Below are 17,912 nucleotides of genomic sequence, written 5' to 3'. Positions count from 1 at the left end.
CGAGTGCAAGATTCATACATTCATATATATGACTGCATGAATTCGGACAGAACGACGGACGGAGATGGCTATGTTCAGGTGGTACAAAGAGAGTACGCCGGTGGAGCGCAACACCTTCTGGGGCTGCTTCGCCGGATGGGGACTCGACGCGCTCGACGTGCAGATGTTCACGCTCGCCATTCCGGCGATCATCGCGGCCTATGGCATCGGCCATACGCAAGCGGGCGCGATCAGCAGCGTCACGCTGATCTCGTCGGCGCTCGGCGGCTGGATTGCGGGCGCGCTGTCGGACCGCTTCGGCCGCGTGCGCACGTTGCAGATGACGATTCTCTGGTTCGCCGGCTTCACGTTCCTGTGCGCATTCGCGCAGAATTTCCCGCAACTGCTGCTGCTCAAGGCGCTGCAAGGCTTCGGCTTCGGCGGCGAGTGGGCCGCGGGCGCGGTGCTGATGGCCGAGACGATCCGCACCGAGCATCGCGGCCGCGCGATGGGCGCGGTGCAAAGTGCCTGGGCCGTCGGCTGGGGCGGCGCGGTGCTGGTCTACGCCGCGGTGTTTTCCTGGCTGCCCGGCGACACCGCGTGGCGCGTGATGTTCGCAGTCGGCCTGCTGCCCGCCGGGCTCGTGCTGTTCGTGCGGCGTAATCTGAAGGAACCGGTGCGGGTTGCGCCCGTCGGCGTCGACGCGCACGCCAGGGTATCCGCGCTCGGCCAGATCGTGCAGGTGTTCCAGCCGCGTGTGCTGCGCACGACGCTCATCGGCGCGGTGCTCGGCACGGGCGCTCACGGCGGCTACTACGCAATCATGTCGTGGTTGCCCACGTTTCTCGCGAAGGAGCGGCATCTGTCGGTGCTGAACACGGGTGGCTATCTCGCGGTCGTGATCGTCGCATTCTGGTGCGGCTGCATGCTGAGCGCGTATCTGCTCGATCGCATCGGCCGTCGACGCAATATCGCGTTGTTCGCTTTCTGCTGCATCGTCACCGTGCTCGCGTATGTGATGCTGCCGTTGACGAACACGCAAATGCTGGTGCTCGGCTTTCCGCTCGGCCTCTTCGCGGCGGGCATTCCGGCGAGCCTCGGGCCGCTCTTCAACGAACTGTATCCCGCCGACATGCGTGGCACCGGCGTCGGCTTTTGCTACAACTTCGGGCGCATTGCGTCGGCGGGTTTTCCGGTGCTGGTCGGCTACATGAGCCATTCGATGTCGCTCGGCGCGGCCATCGGCATCGACGCGGCCATCGCGTACGGGCTCGCGATGATCGCCGTGCTGCTGCTTCCCGAAACGCGCGGCAAGCGTCTGCGCGGCACGGCGCCGGATCAGTCCGCCGATCGCCCTAGCGCTGCGGACGCCACTGACGCCGCGCATCTCACCCTGAATTCCCCGCGTAGTTGAATATGAACGCACTGGTCTCCTCACTCCCGTTTGCACACAGCGGCGTGGACTCGCACGCGCACGTTTTCGAGCGAGGCTTGCCGTTGAGCGGCGAGCGGCGCTACGCGCCCGCCTACGATGCAACACTCGACGACTATTTGCCGCTGCTCAACGCGCACGGAATGACGCATGCGGTGCTGGTGCAGCCGAGCTTTCTCGGCACGGACAACGGCTATCTGTTGCAGGCGTTGGCCGCGCAGAGCGAGCGCCTGCGTGGCGTCGTCGTCGTTGCGCCCGACATAAGCACGAGTGAATTGGCGGACATGCACCGCCGCGGCGTGACGGGCATTCGTCTCAATCTGATGGAGCAGACGCTGCCGGATCTCGGCGCACAACCTTGGACGTCCCTCTTCGATAACGTCGCGCGGCTCGGCTGGCATGTCGAGTTGCACAGAAACGCAATCGATCTCGCGCCGATGATCGACCGGCTTCTCGAGCGCGGCGTGCGAGTCGTCGTCGATCATTTCGGCCGGCCCGATCCCGCGTTGGGCACACAGGACCGCGGTTTCAAAGCGCTGCTCGGTTATGGCAGCACGGGCAGCGTGTGGGTCAAGGTGTCGGGCGCGTATCGCTGTGCGGCGCCGGGCTCGCCGTTCGTTGCCGACGCAACGGCGCAATTGATCGAGCACTTCGGCGCGCATCGCCTGATGTGGGGCAGCGACTGGCCGCACACGCAATACGAAGCGGTCACGAGCTACGGCGAATCGTTGTCCGCGCTGCTCGATCTCGGCCTTCATGCGGAGGATCTCGATGCAATCGTGCGCAAAACGGCCTTGTCGTTCTATGGATTCGCTACGGAATCTGCCGCGCCGCAGGACGCAAGCGCACCGAACGCCGCTTTGCAACGCGCGATCTAAGCCTGAGCCGGATTCGAAAGGGAAAAGAGAACTGAAGCGACTTGCTTCTGATAGGACAGTAGACGAAAGCGAAGCCGCTTTCGTCTACGTCACAATGCGTTGGTAGGCTCGATTGGATTCGAACCAACGACCCCCACCATGTCAAGGTGGTGCTCTAACCAACTGAGCTACGAGCCTGTAGAGGCGCGAATTATAGAGAGTCTCTCGAAACTGCACAAGAGCCGGACGCCATTCAATGCGCCGGGTTCCATTCGGCGTCGGCATCGAGCGGGAACACGGGGCGCTTCACGTTCTTGAAAGCGAAGAGCCCGTAGTCCGAACTCGTCACGCCGCGGCTATCGCACTCCACGAGTCCCGCCGAAATCGGCACGAAAACCGGACGGCAATACATGCGCGATTTGAGCAGCAGAAAGCGCGCGCGACGCGGATCGATGCCGACGCTTTCGAATACGCCGAGGTCCCACGGTTCGTGCGTGTGCTCGGTCACGACGAGCTTCACCGTGCCCGTGTCGAGCACCGCCGCGCGTCCCATATGCGCGCGCTGGCCGGTGTAGGTCGGGCCGCTGATCACGTATTCGCCGTCCGTCAACGCTCGCACGACGCCGGTCATCGCGACCGGCGCACGCGGCGCGCCCGCGCCGCTCCCGACCTTGTTGCCGATCGTGATGGTGACCGTGCTGCCGACGCCCGCGGCCATCAGCGCGGCCACCGCCTGCGGATCGCACAACGGCCCGGTGACGATGCCGTCAAGTTGCTGCGCAAGCGCTTCTTCGAGCAGGTCCATCGTGTCGCACGTACCGCCCGACATGCAGTTGTCGCCGTGATCGAGCAGCAGCACCGGCTTGTCGGCGTCTTTCGCGAGCGCCGCGGCTTCTGCAACCGATTCCGCGAGCGGCGCGCTGCGGTAGACGAAATCCTCGCGCTCGTTCCAGATCTGCCGCGCGATGCGCTCGGCGACCGCTTCCGCTTGCGCGTGATCTCCGTTGCCGACCACCACGACGCTGATGCAGGGCGCCTCGATATCGGCGAGCGAAAAGCCCGACAGCACCGAGACCGCGAGCATGCCGTCCGCTTCGGCGGCGCGGGCGGCATCGACCGCACGCTTCATCGCGCCTTCGGCCGTCGAGCTGCGCAGCGTATGCGTGAGCAGCGGCGGCTGACGCCACGCGATCACCGGCTTCACGTCGCCATGCATCGACGCGAACAGCAAACGCGCGGCGTGCGCGCCGGTCTCGTACATATCGACGTGCGGATAAGTCTTGAAGCTGACGATCACGTCCGCGTTGTCGATCATCTTCTGCGTGACGTTGCCGTGCAGATCGAGTGCGACGGCGATCGGCGCATCCGGCAATGCGGCGCGCACGCGTTCGAGCAGATCGCCTTCGCCGTCGTTCGAATTTTCCGCGACCATCGCGCCGTGCAGATCGAGCATCACAGCGTCGCAACCCTTTGTGGCTGCAACGATTGCATCGCAGATCGCGTCGTAGGCCGCGGCGTCGACGGGTCCGCTCGGGTTCGCCGCTGCCGACACGGGCGTCACGATTTGCGCGCCCTCGCGCTCGGCGGCGTCGATGAACGCGGCCATCGCGGTCTGCATGCCCTTGTTGTCGTTGAACGCGTCGTCGCCGAAACTCGGGCCGAGCTTCCCGCCGTTCAGGCCGAATGCAGACAACGGCGTGGCCACCGGCGAGAACGTGTTGGTCTCGTGATTCATCCGCGCGATGAGGATTTTCATACGCACGAGCCCTCCGGCACGGGCGCGCTCGGCACGGTTTGCGCCGCCTTCAACATCGCGTGCAGCAGCACATTGCAGCCGGCTTCGAGATGATCCGCGCGTGCGTCCTCGATCTCGTTGTGGCTGATACCGTCCTTGCACGGAACGAAGATCATCGCGGCCGGCGCGACGCGCGCGAGATAGACCGCGTCGTGGCCCGCGCCGCTGATGACGTCCATCGAAGAAAAGCCGAGCATGTCGGCGCCTTCTTTCACCGCTGCCACCAGGTTCGCTGCGAACGGTTGCGGCGGGAAGTACACGACTGGCTCGATAGTCACGTCGATGCCCGCTTGCTCGCCCGCAGCCTTGCATGCTTCACGCAGTGCGCTGTCCATTGCGGTGAGCGTGGCGTCGTCGGCGGCGCGCAGGTCGACCGTCAGCTTCGCGCGGCCAGGAATCACGTTGCGCGAGTTCGGATGCACGTCGACCCAGCCGACCGTGCCCCGGCCATGCGGCGCGTGATCGAGCGCAATGCGGTTCACCGCGTGGATCAGATCGGCAGCGACGAGCAATGCATCGCGGCGCAACGCCATCGGCGTGGGTCCCGCATGCGCTTCCATGCCCTGCACGGTCACGTCGTACCAGCGCTGGCCGAGTGCGCCCTGCACGATGCCGATGGTCTTGTCATGCGCCTCGAGCACAGGACCCTGCTCGATGTGCGCTTCGAAATACGCTGCAACGGTATGCGGTTTCGTGTTTTCGCCGACGTAGCCGATGGCCGCCAACGCGTCGCGCACGGAAATGCCCTCGCGGTCGCGCTGATCGAGCGCATGCTCGAGCGTGAACGCGCCGGCGAAGACGCCCGAGCCCATCATCACCGGAACGAAGCGCGAGCCTTCCTCGTTGGTCCACACGGCGACTTCGAGCGGCGCGAGTGTCGTGACGTTTGCATCGGCCAGTGTGCGCAGCACTTCGAGGCCGGCGAGCACACCGTAGTTGCCGTCGAATTTGCCGCCGGTCGGTTGCGTGTCGATGTGGCTGCCCGTCGTGACGGGCGGCAGGTCGTCGCGCAAACCCGCGCGGCGCGCAAAGATATTGCCGATCGCGTCGACGCGCACGGTGCAGCCGATTTCCTTCGCCCACGCGACGAACCGGTCACGCGCGATGCGATCGAGTTCGGTGAGCGCGAGCCGGCAAACGCCGCCCTTCTCCGTCGCGCCGATCTGCGCGAGTTGCATGAGGCTGTTCCAAAGCCGTTCGCCGTCGACGCGCAGACGAGCAAGCGCGTCGCCGCGTTGTGAGTCATGAACTTGCATCAATGCTTCCTCATAGTGAAGTCGGGCGTAGCTTCAAACGACGCCGACGCCGAGATAGCGATCCTTGATCGAATCGTCGGCGGCGAACGATGCGTTATCGCCCGAATAAACGATCACACCTTGCTCGATGATGTAGTGGCGATCCGCGAGTTGCGTGCAGACCTCGAGGTTTTGTTCGACGAGCAGAATCGCGACGCCCGCCTCGCGAATCAGCTTGAGCTGCGCGACGATTTCTTCGACGATGACGGGCGCCAGACCTTCGACAGGTTCGTCCAGCATCAGAAGACGCGGGTGGTTCATCAGCGCGCGGCCGATGGCAAGCATCTGCTGTTCGCCGCCCGACAACTGTCCGCCGCCATTCGTGCGCCGCTCCTTGAGCCGCGGAAAAATCCGGTAGATGTCGTCGAGTTGCCACGGCGAGTCTTTGCGCGCGCCGAGCCGCAAGTTTTCCTCGACGGTGAGCAAACGAAAAATGCCGCGATGTTCGGGCACGAAGCACACGCCGCGCGACGCGATCTTGTGCGGCTGCAGGCCGCTTATCGTCGTGCCGTTGAATGCGACGCGCCCGTTCTTCGGCGCGACGATGCCGGCAATCGCCTTTAATGTGGTGGACTTGCCCGCGCCGTTGCGGCCCAGCAGCGTGACGGTCTCGCCTTCGCCGATCTGCAAGGAAACGCCTTGCAGTATGTGACTTTTGCCGTAGAAGCCGTGAATGTCCTGCACGTCGAGAATCATGCGCGGCCTCCGGTGATCATGTTGCCGAGATACGCGCTGCGCACGCGCTCGTCGCCGCGAATTTCGTCGGGGCGTCCTTCCACTAGGACGCGTCCTTGCTGCATCACGGTGATGGTGTCGGAGATGTCCATCACGATGCCCATGTTGTGCTCGATCAGCACGACGGTGTAGTCGTCGCGCAGGCCGCGAATCAGTTGCTTCATATCGTCGAGATCGTCGATGCCCATGCCGGACGTCGGCTCGTCGAGAAAGATCGCCTTCGGTCGAGCGGCGAGCGCCATGCCGACTTCGAGCCGCCGCTGCTGACCGTGCGACAGCGCGCCCGCCGGCACCTGGCTGAAGCGCTGCAACGCGAGACGTTCGAGCACGCCGTCGACCGTATCGGTGTGCGCCAGCGCGCCGCGCGGCGGCGTCCATGCATTGAGCGCACGCACGGCATCGACGCCTTGTGCGGCAAGCCGCAGATTTTCGCGCACGCTCAGATTGGCGAACAGGCTCGTCACCTGAAACGATCTCGCGACACCGCGGCGTACGCGTTTGTGATCGGGCTCGTGCGTCACGTCGTGGCCGTCGAACACGATCTTGCCTGCGGTGATCGGCAGCGTGCCGGTAAGTACATGAAAAAGCGTGGTCTTGCCCGCGCCGTTCGGGCCGATCACCGAATGCACGGTGCGCGGCATGATGCGCAGGTTGACCTCGGAGAGCGCCGTGAATTTGCCGTAGCGCTTCATCACGCCGCTTGCGTTGAGAATGGGCTCGGTCATGTGCGCTCCGTTGCGGTGTCGTCGCTGCTACCGGTTGCGGGAACTGTCTGGGCGTCGTCTTGCGGATGACGGCGCAGCGCTTGCCAGATTCGCTCGCCAAGACCCCACAGACCGCGCTGCATGTAAAGGCTCACCGCCATCAGCACGATGCCGAGCAGCAGCAGCCAGCGCGGCCACAACGTGGAAAGCCAGTCGGCGAACAGCACATAGAACGCGGCGCCCAGCACCGACGCAAACAGATTGCCGGTGCCGCCGATCACCGTCATCACGAGGATCATTTCGCTCGTGTGGTAATCGATGTTGGATAGCGGCGCGATGCCCGTCATCAACGCATGCAATGCGCCGGCGAGCCCCGTCACCGCGCCCGAGATCACGAACGCCATGAGCTTGAACCGCTTGACGTCGTAGCCGACCGCGGCGGCGCGCGCTTCGTTGTCGCGAATCGCGAGCAACGTGCGGCCGAATACGGAGTGCGAGACGCGCATCAGCAGCCAGAACACGATGAGAAACAGCACGGCGACGAATCCGTAGTACTGCCACGGAGACGTCAACGCGATCAGTTCGTGGCCGAACAACCTGAGCGCGGGCCGGGGAATATCGAGCAGGCCGTTGTCGCCGCCGGTCAGCTCGGGCGTCGTGTATGCGAGAAAGTAGAACAGTTGTCCGAACGCGAGCGTCAGCATCACGAAGTAGGTGCCGCGCTGTCTGATCGAAAACCATCCGACGAGTGCAGCCGCTGCCGCTCCGACCACGAGCGCCGCAAGCAACGCAACGGGCACCGGCAAGGCGGCTTTGGTCAGCACGAGCCCCGCGCTATAGCTGCCGAGTCCGAAGAAGATGCCCTGCCCGAACGACAACAGTCCCGTGTGGCCGAGGAGAAGATTGCAGCCCAACGCGGCGAGCGCGAATACGAGGACTTCGGTGGCGAGCGAGCCTGAGCGCAGCGTCAACGGCAGAATGCATACGACCAGCAACGCGAGCAAAAGAAAACGATAGCGATGCAGCGTGTGGACCAACGCCCGCCCGCCGGATGCCTGCGGCGCCGCCTTCGCGACGGCGGATTTGGAAGTGTCGATCACGCGGCTCTCCCGAGTAGGCCATTCGGCCGCAACAGAAGAACGGCGGCCATCGCGACGTAGATCATCAGGCGCGCGCCCTCGGGCCACAGCGTGCTCATCACGCTTTGCACGATGCCGACCAGCAGGCCGCCCACCAGCGCGCCGAGAAAGTTGCCCATGCCGCCCACCACGACGACGACGAACGCGACGCCGAGCGCCTCGATGCCCATGAAGGGATCGACGCCGCGAATCGGCGCGGCGAGCACGCCGGCGAGCGCAGCCGTTGCAGCGCCGAGCGCGAACACGAGGCTGAATACACGCAACACGTTGATGCCGAGCAGCGACACCATTTCCGTCGATTCACTGCCCGCACGCACCGCGCTGCCAAGCCGCGTGCCCTCCAGCACCCACCACAGCAACGCGGCGAGCACAGCCGTGAAGCCGATCACGAACAGCCGATACTTCGGATACACAAAGCTGCCCCAGATGACCACGCCGTTCAGCATGTCAGGAACCGGCACGTTATCGCCGAGCGGTCCCCACACGAGGATCGCGCACTCCTGCACGACGAGCGCAAGGCCGACCGTCACGAGAATGTGGAACTCGTGCTGCTGTGCGTAGACGTGCCGCAAGATCAGCTTTTCGACGACCCATGCCAATGCGCCGACTGCTATCGGGACGACGACGAGCGCTGTCCAGAAGTTCAGCGACCACTGCATCGCCTGATAGCAGAAATACGCGCCGAGCAGATAAAAGGCTCCGTGCGCGAAGTTCACGAAGCGCAGCAGGCCGAACACAATCGACAAACCGACCGCGAGCAGGAAATACAGCATCCCCACTCCGATACCGTTGACGATCTGCAGAAGATAAACGTTCATGGCGACTGTCTGGTGATTGAGCGCAACGTCGCTGCATTCATGGATGCCGGCACGACGTGGCCGGCGCTGCTCGGCGCGGCGTTGCGCGTCAGGTCAGTTTGCAACCGGTCTTGTCGAGCGGCAGGAACGATTGACCGGAGCTCACGATATCCGCGTAGTCGTCGGCGTTTTTCATCTTGTTCTTCGCCTTGCCCTTCAGCAGATAGTAGTTCTTCAGCACCTGATGATCGCCCTTGCGGACTTCTTCCGGACCTGTCAAACCATCGTATTTCATGCCTTCGAGCGCCGCAGCCACTTTCTTCGGATCGACATTGCCGGCCTTGACGATGCCATCCAGCAGAATCTTCGTGCAGACGTACGAGCCCGCGAGGCTGTAGTTGGGATTCGTCTTGAACGCCGCTTGCGTGCGTTTGACGAGATCGCGGTTCAGCGGCGAATCGATACCATGCCAGTACTGCGCGCCGAAATACACGCCGTCGCACAGATCCGCACCGAGCGACTCGAATTGCTCGAGACCCGAAGCCCACGCGAGCAGAATCGTGCAGTTGTTCTTCATGCCGAAGCTGACGGCCTGGCGCAGCGTATCCGACGATTGCGAGCCGAAGTTGAGGATCAGCAGCACGTCGGGCTTCGCGGCAACCGCGTTCGTCAGATAGCCGCTGAACTCTTTTTCATTCAGCGAGTGATAACTGTTGCCCACATGCTCGATGCCCTTCTCCTTGAACACCGCTTTCGCCGCGGACAGAAGACCGTCGCCGAACACGTATTGCGGCGTGATGGTGTACCACCGCTTGGCCTTCGGCAGCATCTGGATCAGCGGGCGCACCGTCTGTTCAATCGCGCCATACGTGGGCACGGACCAGCGGAAAGTTGCGTCGTTGCAGTCCTTTCCTGTGATTTCGTCGGCACCTGCCGTCGTGATGAAAACGCCGCCGGCCTTCTGCACTTCCTTGCCCATCGCCAATGCTTCGGACGACAAAATACCTCCGGCAAAGAAGCGCGCGTTCTTCTGCTGGGCGATTTCCTGCACGCGGCGAACCGCCGTTGCCGGCTTGCCTTCGGTGTCGAGCACGGAATAAGCGAGCGGTTCGCCAAGCACCTTGCCGTATTGTTCGATCGCGAGCTTCATGCCGAGGTCGGCGTATTTGCCGTTGGCGGCGAACGCGCCCGACATCGGCACGGGACACGCGAATTGCACGCTGCCCGCCTGCGCAAAAGCACTGCGCGCGACGAGCGAGCCCAGCGTCCCCGGAACGGCCGACAGCGCGGCCAGCTTCAATATATTTCGGCGATTCAAATCACGCTCCTTGGAGAGACACGCAGTGAACGACTACGAAAAGTGGCTGGCCGCGGTGTAGTCTTTGGTCTTAGTGCCGCGGTTCGTGCTATTTATCATGATAAATAGGATTGACTTGATCGTAGGTACAATAAATTCCAGTGTCAATAAGGCAAAATTCCTGGCGGCGACGCGGCGGCTTGTACTTGCGCCTCCGGTTGACGTCCGCGAAACACCGACGGTGCAGCACACAAAATTGGAGTACGAAACATGGCCATTGACCGAGCCAAGGCTGGCGCCGCGATCGAGATCAAGCAGCAAAAGCGCGGCGATCTGGTCGCGGAGGAAATCAAGCGGTTGATCACGGAGAAGGATCTCAAGCCGGGCGATCGGCTGCCGCGCGAGGTCGAGTTGCAGCAACTGTTTTCGGTGAGCAAGAGCACGATTCGCGAGGCGCTGAAGTCGCTGGAGGTGCAAGGGCTTATCAAGGTGACGACCGGACCGAGCGGCGGCGGCATGGTCGTGGAAGTGCCGCTCGACCGGACGTTGCAGCTTCTGCAGAACTATCTGTTCTTTAAGGACGTGTCCATCGACGACATTTACACCGTGCGCAAGCTACTTGAGCCCGAGCTCGCGGCGGGCGCGGTGCCGCATCTGACGGAGCAGGACTTCGAGGCGCTCGAGGCGAGCATCGCATGTTGCGATCGGCCGGCTTCCGCGCATGGCGGGCAGGACATCGTGCGTCAACGCCAGGAAGACGTGAATTTCCATGACATTCTTGCGGCGGCGAATCCTAATCCGTTTTTGCGCTTCAGTTGCGAGCTCATCAACGAGATGATCCGGCAACTGATCGAGTTCCGTAACGATACGCCGCAGGCGGAACACGAGCGATTCGGACAGGCGAACGTCAAGATTCATAAGGCGATCACGAAGGCGGCACGCGAGCGTGACGTCGAAAAAGTGCGCGAGTTGATGACGGTGCATATGACCGAGGCGCCGCGGTACGTCAAGCGGATGAAAGGGAAGCTGCGGGGGCGATTGATTCTCGACTCGGAGATCCGTCGGCGGGTGCGGGCGCGAAGTGTCAGCCCTGTGGGTTTGGACGAGGTCGATTCGGCGGGCAGTGGGGAGTGATGCGGTTTCGGCTTACGGGGGGCGGGGATTGCTCGCGGAGGGGATAGGTCTCGACGGCTTGGCCGCACGTTGTTTGACGGTTTGTGGCGTCTGACAGGGGCTTCTTGATGCGCCGCGGCGCGGTGGTTTTTTCGGCCTGGGCGGCGGGAAGGCTCAATCTTTTATCGCGCGCGCCGTTATTGCATCTGCACAGGCAAAATCTTGAACCTTCATGGCACAACCTATTCCGTTTTCCCGACACACCGGCGCCGCGCGCGCCCGGCATGCCAAGGCAATGCTGTTGCCCATCGCCCGGCAAATCGCCGATGACCTCGCGCTGCGCGTGCATCTGGCGCTCGACGCGTTGCGACGGGGCGACGGCGGAGTGAACGATGCGCAAACGCTCACGCAGGCCATGCTATTGACCGGGTTCCTGGCCGAAGCCGGCTACGGGTCGACGACCGGCGAGCAACTAGGCGCAGCCGAGCGCGAGATAGCCAAGGTGTTCGATACCGGACGAGATACCGGAAGATGGGCGATAGACGAGGGTGGATTTGCGCTTTTCGCCGACATTGCGACCCACTACGATCGGCAATTGCACGGCGCTCCGCTATGGGCAGTCACCGATGCGAGCGAACGGCTGGACCGCTTTACTGCCGGGCTGCCGTATCAGCTTCCGATGCGCAAGAGGGCTTGACGGCCTGAGGTTGATTGAAATGGACCGCGTGTGGGCGCGATGCGCACGGGCGGGTCTTTCTGAAATGGCTGCGGATCGACTGCCGGTGTCCTGTTCTGGGCACCTGCGTTTGGCGCAGCGTTTGCGAGCTTGCCGGTTGCGAGGTTGCGTCCTTTGCAGCCGTGTAAACGCAGAAACCCCACCTTTGTGGGGTGGGGTTTCTGACACTGCTGGGGAGCCTGACGATTACCTACTTTCACACGGGTAATCCGCACTATCATCGGCGTGGAGTCGTTTCACGGTCCTGTTCGGGATGGGAAGGGGTGGGACCGACTCGCTATGGTCATCAGGCTTTGACTTGTTGTCGTGCTGGGTTTTGGGCCAACACAACCAATCTGGAAGAAGTAGTTTCTGGTGATGCTCACCAGGATAAAGCTGCTTGGGCTGTGCTGTTCGAGGCACAACATCGATCACTCAACCGTGCGTCCTGTTCTCCCTGGCGGGGAGTTCCAGCGCATCCCCTTCGGGGATCGGACCAGTGTAAGCGCCAAAGCGCTAACGCTGGTCGAGACACACCTGTTATAGGATCAAGCCTTACGGGCAATTAGTATCAGTTAGCTGAACGCATTACTGCGCTTACACACCTGACCTATCAACGTCCTGGTCTTGAACGACCCTTCAAGGGGCTTAAAGCCCCGGGGATATCTCATCTTAAGGCGAGTTTCCCGCTTAGATGCTTTCAGCGGTTATCTCTTCCGAACATAGCTACCCGGCGATGCCACTGGCGTGACAACCGGTACACCAGAGGTTCGTCCACTCCGGTCCTCTCGTACTAGGAGCAGCCCCCTTCAAATATCCAGCGCCCACGGCAGATAGGGACCAAACTGTCTCACGACGTTTTAAACCCAGCTCACGTACCTCTTTAAATGGCGAACAGCCATACCCTTGGGACCGGCTACAGCCCCAGGATGAGATGAGCCGACATCGAGGTGCCAAACACCGCCGTCGATATGAACTCTTGGGCGGTATCAGCCTGTTATCCCCAGAGTACCTTTTATCCGTTGAGCGATGGCCCTTCCATACAGAACCACCGGATCACTATGACCTGCTTTCGCACCTGCTCGACTTGTCGGTCTCGCAGTTAAGCACGCTTATGCCATTGCACTATCAGCACGATTTCCGACCGTACCTAGCGTACCTTCGTACTCCTCCGTTACACTTTGGGAGGAGACCGCCCCAGTCAAACTGCCTACCATGCACTGTCCCCGATCCGGATTCACGGACCAGGGTTAGAACCTCAAACAGATCAGGGTGGTATTTCAAGGATGGCTCCACGCAAACTGGCGTTCACGCTTCACAGCCTCCCACCTATCCTACACAGACCGGTTCAAAGTCCAATGCAAAGCTACAGTAAAGGTTCATGGGGTCTTTCCGTCTAGCCGCGGGGAGATTGCATCATCACAAACACTTCAACTTCGCTGAGTCTCGGGAGGAGACAGTGTGGCCATCGTTACGCCATTCGTGCAGGTCGGAACTTACCCGACAAGGAATTTCGCTACCTTAGGACCGTTATAGTTACGGCCGCCGTTTACCGGGACTTCAATCAGGAGCTTGCACCCCATCATTTAATCTTCCGGCACCGGGCAGGCGTCACACCCTATACGTCCACTTTCGTGTTTGCAGAGTGCTGTGTTTTTATTAAACAGTCGCAGCCACCAGTTTATTGCAACCCCTTCACCCTTCTGGCGCAGGCCAGTCAGGCTACAGGGGCGTACCTTATCCCGAAGTTACGGTACCAATTTGCCGAGTTCCTTCTCCCGAGTTCTCTCAAGCGCCTTAGAATACTCATCTCGCCCACCTGTGTCGGTTTGCGGTACGGTCACTGTTGAACTGAAGCTTAGAGGCTTTTCCTGGAACCACTTCCGATTGCTTCGTCGCCTAAACGACTGGCCTCGCACCCTTGAATTCCGCGCCCGGATTTGCCAAAGCGCCTTCTCCAATGCAAGGACCGGGACTTCCAACACCCGGACAACCTTCCGCGATCCGTCCCCCCATCGCATTCAACACTGGTGCAGGAATATTAACCTGCTTCCCATCAGCTACGCATTTCTGCCTCGCCTTAGGGGCCGACTCACCCTACGCCGATGAACGTTGCGTAGGAAACCTTGGGCTTACGGCGAGGGGGCCTTTCACCCCCTTTATCGCTACTCATGTCAGCATTCGCACTTCCGATACCTCCAGCACACTTTCCAGTGCACCTTCGCAGGCTTACGGAACGCTCTCCTACCATGCACATAAATGTGCATCCGCAGCTTCGGTATATGGCTTAGCCCCGTTACATCTTCCGCGCAGGACGACTCGATCAGTGAGCTATTACGCTTTCTTTAAAGGATGGCTGCTTCTAAGCCAACCTCCTGACTGTTTTAGCCTTCCCACTTCGTTTCCCACTTAGCCATATTTGGGGACCTTAGCTGGCGGTCTGGGTTGTTTCCCTCTTGACACCGGACGTTAGCACCCGATGTCTGTCTCCCGTGATTGCACTCTTCGGTATTCGGAGTTTGCTATGGCGTAGTAATCCGCAATGGACCCCACAACCATGACAGTGCTCTACCCCCGAAGGTGATACACGAGGCACTACCTAAATAGTTTTCGGAGAGAACCAGCTATTTCCAGGTTTGTTTAGCCTTTCACCCCTATCCACAGCTCATCCCCTAACTTTTCAACGTTAGTGGGTTCGGACCTCCAGTACGTGTTACCGCACCTTCATCCTGGCCATGGATAGATCACCTGGTTTCGGGTCTACACCCAGCGACTGAACGCCCTGTTCGGACTCGCTTTCGCTACGCCTGCCCTAATCGGTTAAGCTTGCCACTGAATGTAAGTCGCTGACCCATTATACAAAAGGTACGCCGTCACCCTCTTGCGAAGGCTCCGACTGTTTGTATGCATGCGGTTTCAGGATCTGTTTCACTCCCCTCCCGGGGTTCTTTTCGCCTTTCCCTCACGGTACTGGTTCACTATCGGTCGATCACGAGTATTTAGCCTTGGAGGATGGTCCCCCCATCTTCAGACAGGATTTCACGTGTCCCGCCCTACTTGTCGTACACCCAGTTCTTCCTCGCTGTTTTCGTCTACAGGGCTATCACCTGCTATGGCGGCACTTTCCAGAGCCTTCGACTAACAATGAAGATAAAGAGTACAGGCTGGTCCCATTTCGCTCGCCACTACTCTGGGAATCTCGGTTGATTTCTTTTCCTGCGGTTACTTAGATGTTTCAGTTCACCGCGTTCGCTTCGCATGGCCTATGTATTCAGCCACGGATACCTCAAAAGAGGTGGGTTTCCCCATTCGGACATCTACGGATCAAAGCTCGTTTGCCAGCTCCCCGTAGCTTTTCGCAGGCTACCGCGTCCTTCATCGCCTGTGATCGCCAAGGCATCCACCACATGCACTTGTTCGCTTGACCCTATAACGGGTGTGTCTTCTCGGCCAGTGTTAGTGCTTTAGCACTTACTCTGGCCCGATCCCCGAAGGGGACCAGCGATCCGATCACTCGCTACAGGTTGAGTATTCGTGTTGCGCCGTATTCCAAGAGCAATCTTTCGATTACCTTTAAAATACATCGATACAATCACAACCCTGATTCACCTACTCGCACACCCATCTCTAAGTATGCTTTCGTGAATCTCTTTACTACTTCTTCCTGATTGTTAAAGAACGACAGCCGATATAAAGCTCTGCTTCATATCACTTGCTGACTGGCTCAATCGCCAATGCACAACGCTCTGCCTGTTTCACAGAACGCTACGCATTGAGGATTGGTGGAGGATGACGGGATCGAACCGACGACCCCCTGCTTGCAAAGCAGGTGCTCTCCCAGCTGAGCTAATCCCCCCGGTCATACAGAGATCGCAGGAGTCACAGCCGACCAGCTCACCAGACATGACATGGTGGGTCTGGATGGATTCGAACCATCGACCCCCGCCTTATCAAGACGGTGCTCTAACCGACTGAGCTACAGACCCCTGAGTCTGTCTGCGTTTCTTCACTACAGCCGATAAGCGTGAGCGCTCAACGTTTGACACGTTCAGCTCTGGAAAGGAGGTGATCCAGCCGCACCTTCCGATACGGCTACCTTGTTACGACTTCACCCCAGTCATGAATCCTACCGTGGTGACCGTCCTCCTTGCGGTTAGACTAGCCACTTCTGGTAAAACCCACTCCCATGGTGTGACGGGCGGTGTGTACAAGACCCGGGAACGTATTCACCGCGGCATGCTGATCCGCGATTACTAGCGATTCCAGCTTCACGCACTCGAGTTGCAGAGTGCGATCCGGACTACGATCGGTTTTCTGGGATTGGCTCCACCTCGCGGCTTGGCGACCCTCTGTTCCGACCATTGTATGACGTGTGAAGCCCTACCCATAAGGGCCATGAGGACTTGACGTCATCCCCACCTTCCTCCGGTTTGTCACCGGCAGTCTCCCTGGAGTGCTCTTGCGTAGCAACTAGGGACAAGGGTTGCGCTCGTTGCGGGACTTAACCCAACATCTCACGACACGAGCTGACGACAGCCATGCAGCACCTGTGTTACGGCTCCCTTTCGGGCACATCCACCTCTCAGCGGACTTCCGTACATGTCAAGGGTAGGTAAGGTTTTTCGCGTTGCATCGAATTAATCCACATCATCCACCGCTTGTGCGGGTCCCCGTCAATTCCTTTGAGTTTTAATCTTGCGACCGTACTCCCCAGGCGGTCAACTTCACGCGTTAGCTACGTTACCAAGCCAATGAAGGCCCGACAACCAGTTGACATCGTTTAGGGCGTGGACTACCAGGGTATCTAATCCTGTTTGCTCCCCACGCTTTCGTGCATGAGCGTCAGTATTGGCCCAGGGGGCTGCCTTCGCCATCGGTATTCCTCCACATCTCTACGCATTTCACTGCTACACGTGGAATTCTACCCCCCTCTGCCATACTCTAGCCCGCCAGTCACAAATGCAGTTCCCAGGTTAAGCCCGGGGATTTCACATCTGTCTTAGCGAACCGCCTGCGCACGCTTTACGCCCAGTAATTCCGATTAACGCTTGCACCCTACGTATTACCGCGGCTGCTGGCACGTAGTTAGCCGGTGCTTATTCTTCCGGTACCGTCATCCCGCCCGGATATTAGCCAGGCGGTTTTCTTTCCGGACAAAAGTGCTTTACAACCCGAAGGCCTTCTTCACACACGCGGCATTGCTGGATCAGGCTTGCGCCCATTGTCCAAAATTCCCCACTGCTGCCTCCCGTAGGAGTCTGGGCCGTGTCTCAGTCCCAGTGTGGCTGGTCGTCCTCTCAGACCAGCTACAGATCGTCGCCTTGGTAGGCCTTTACCCCACCAACTAGCTAATCTGCCATCGGCCGCCCCTGTAGCGCGAGGTCCCGAAGGATCCCCCGCTTTCCTCCGCAGAGCGTATGCGGTATTAATCCGGCTTTCGCCGGGCTATCCCCCACTACAGGACACGTTCCGATGTATTACTCACCCGTTCGCCACTCGCCACCAGGATTGCTCCCGTGCTGCCGTTCGACTTGCATGTGTAAGGCATGCCGCCAGCGTTCAATCTGAGCCAGGATCAAACTCTTCAGTTCAAACCTGTTACTGTTTTCGGGCTCTTTCGAACCCGGTCGCTCACTCAACGTACTGACGAAGTGTTCAACCATCTCTCGATGACCAAACCTTCCTTTCATTACTGTGTGAGACTTGATACTTTCGCTTCTCGCCCGGCTCCGGAGAAAACCCCGCAACCCGGCGCGCGTCGCGCATCAAGCGCCCACACTTATCGGCTGTTAGTTTTTAAAGATCGGTTCGCACACTTCACAGCGCCCATTTCAACCACCCGGCACTGCTTCGTTCTGCGTCGCTGCATCAGCAGCAGAGAAGCGAGATTATGAAGATCGAGTGACAAGCCGTCAACCCCCTCCTCGAATTTTCTTTTGCATGCGCGCACGACGCTCGTCACGTTCGCGCGCTACATATATAGATAAGCTTCCACATAGGACGACGAGGACAACCTGGGACAACGCACTCGTGTGAACACGAGCAAGTTGGTCT

General features: G+C 60.2%; 11 protein-coding genes, 3 tRNA genes and 3 rRNA genes. 4 read left to right on the top strand and 13 right to left on the bottom strand.

What is annotated here, in order from left to right:
• Nucleotides 1-70: 70 nt before the first annotated feature.
• Together CUJ91_RS19000 and CUJ91_RS18995 are read left to right on the top strand one after the other, a co-directional pair.
• A complete protein-coding gene (locus CUJ91_RS19000; protein WP_114156857.1) occupies nt 71-1,393 on the top strand; it encodes an MFS transporter in 1,323 nt (440 codons plus the stop codon).
• 2 nt (nt 1,394-1,395) lie between these two features.
• Nucleotides 1,396-2,289, top strand: coding sequence for an amidohydrolase family protein (locus CUJ91_RS18995; RefSeq protein WP_114156856.1), 894 nt, complete (start codon nt 1,396-1,398; stop codon nt 2,287-2,289).
• Between the two features lie 100 nt (nt 2,290-2,389).
• Here the strand turns inward: CUJ91_RS18995 and CUJ91_RS18990 are convergent.
• The 8 genes from CUJ91_RS18990 to CUJ91_RS18955 form a co-directional block, all read right to left on the bottom strand.
• A tRNA-Val gene (locus tag CUJ91_RS18990) sits at nt 2,390-2,466 on the bottom strand.
• Nucleotides 2,467-2,521: 55 nt separating this feature from the next.
• Nucleotides 2,522-4,024 carry a M81 family metallopeptidase gene (locus CUJ91_RS18985; RefSeq protein WP_114156855.1) on the bottom strand — a complete coding sequence of 501 codons (1,503 nt, stop codon included), beginning with the start codon at nt 4,022-4,024 and terminating at the stop codon, nt 2,522-2,524.
• Nucleotides 4,021-5,319, bottom strand: coding sequence for a Zn-dependent hydrolase (locus CUJ91_RS18980; RefSeq protein ID WP_114156854.1), 1,299 nt, complete (start codon nt 5,317-5,319; stop codon nt 4,021-4,023). Before CUJ91_RS18980 ends, CUJ91_RS18985 begins: the two co-directional genes overlap by 4 nt.
• A gap of 33 nt (nt 5,320-5,352) precedes the next feature.
• Nucleotides 5,353-6,054: an ABC transporter ATP-binding protein gene (locus CUJ91_RS18975; protein ID WP_029966616.1), complete on the bottom strand. Its 702-nt coding sequence runs from the start codon at nt 6,052-6,054 to the stop codon at nt 5,353-5,355.
• The gene (locus CUJ91_RS18970; RefSeq protein WP_114156853.1) at nt 6,051-6,818 is read right to left on the bottom strand and encodes an ABC transporter ATP-binding protein; all 768 of its coding nucleotides are present in this window, start codon (nt 6,816-6,818) and stop codon (nt 6,051-6,053) included. The genes CUJ91_RS18975 and CUJ91_RS18970 overlap by 4 nt, the downstream gene beginning before the upstream one ends.
• Entirely contained in the window at nt 6,815-7,897 is a 1,083-nt protein-coding gene (locus CUJ91_RS18965; protein ID WP_114156852.1) for a branched-chain amino acid ABC transporter permease, read from the bottom strand. The genes CUJ91_RS18970 and CUJ91_RS18965 overlap by 4 nt, the downstream gene beginning before the upstream one ends.
• Nucleotides 7,894-8,754: a branched-chain amino acid ABC transporter permease gene (locus tag CUJ91_RS18960; protein ID WP_029966620.1), complete on the bottom strand. Its 861-nt coding sequence runs from the start codon at nt 8,752-8,754 to the stop codon at nt 7,894-7,896. Before CUJ91_RS18960 ends, CUJ91_RS18965 begins: the two co-directional genes overlap by 4 nt.
• Nucleotides 8,755-8,842: 88 nt before the next feature.
• Nucleotides 8,843-10,051, bottom strand: coding sequence for an ABC transporter substrate-binding protein (locus CUJ91_RS18955; protein ID WP_006049065.1), 1,209 nt, complete (start codon nt 10,049-10,051; stop codon nt 8,843-8,845).
• 249 nt (nt 10,052-10,300) lie between these two features.
• On the opposite strand from CUJ91_RS18955, the gene CUJ91_RS18950 reads away from it, so the two are divergent.
• Both CUJ91_RS18950 and CUJ91_RS18945 read left to right on the top strand, forming a co-directional pair.
• Nucleotides 10,301-11,164: a FadR/GntR family transcriptional regulator gene (locus CUJ91_RS18950; RefSeq protein ID WP_029966624.1), complete on the top strand. Its 864-nt coding sequence runs from the start codon at nt 10,301-10,303 to the stop codon at nt 11,162-11,164.
• A 211-nt stretch (nt 11,165-11,375) separates the two neighbouring features.
• Nucleotides 11,376-11,840, top strand: coding sequence for a hypothetical protein (locus CUJ91_RS18945; protein WP_053859621.1), 465 nt, complete (start codon nt 11,376-11,378; stop codon nt 11,838-11,840).
• Between the two features lie 216 nt (nt 11,841-12,056).
• On the opposite strand, the gene rrf is transcribed toward CUJ91_RS18945, so the two are convergent.
• From rrf to CUJ91_RS18920, 5 genes are all read right to left on the bottom strand, one after another.
• Nucleotides 12,057-12,170, bottom strand: a 5S ribosomal RNA gene (gene rrf / locus CUJ91_RS18940).
• 232 nt (nt 12,171-12,402) lie between these two features.
• A 23S ribosomal RNA gene (locus CUJ91_RS18935) occupies nt 12,403-15,285 on the bottom strand.
• A gap of 353 nt (nt 15,286-15,638) precedes the next feature.
• Nucleotides 15,639-15,714 (bottom strand) — tRNA-Ala (locus CUJ91_RS18930).
• A 53-nt stretch (nt 15,715-15,767) separates the two neighbouring features.
• Nucleotides 15,768-15,844: transfer RNA gene (locus CUJ91_RS18925), tRNA-Ile, on the bottom strand.
• Nucleotides 15,845-15,916: 72 nt separating this feature from the next.
• Nucleotides 15,917-17,449, bottom strand: a 16S ribosomal RNA gene (locus CUJ91_RS18920).
• Together the 16S, 23S and 5S rRNA genes with 2 tRNA genes alongside form the textbook arrangement of a ribosomal RNA operon.
• Nucleotides 17,450-17,912: the final 463 nt, after the last annotated feature.

This window comes from Paraburkholderia graminis, assembly GCF_003330785.1.
Lineage (GTDB): Bacteria > Pseudomonadota > Gammaproteobacteria > Burkholderiales > Burkholderiaceae > Paraburkholderia > Paraburkholderia graminis.
This window is presented reverse-complemented; position numbering and strand designations above follow the sequence as displayed.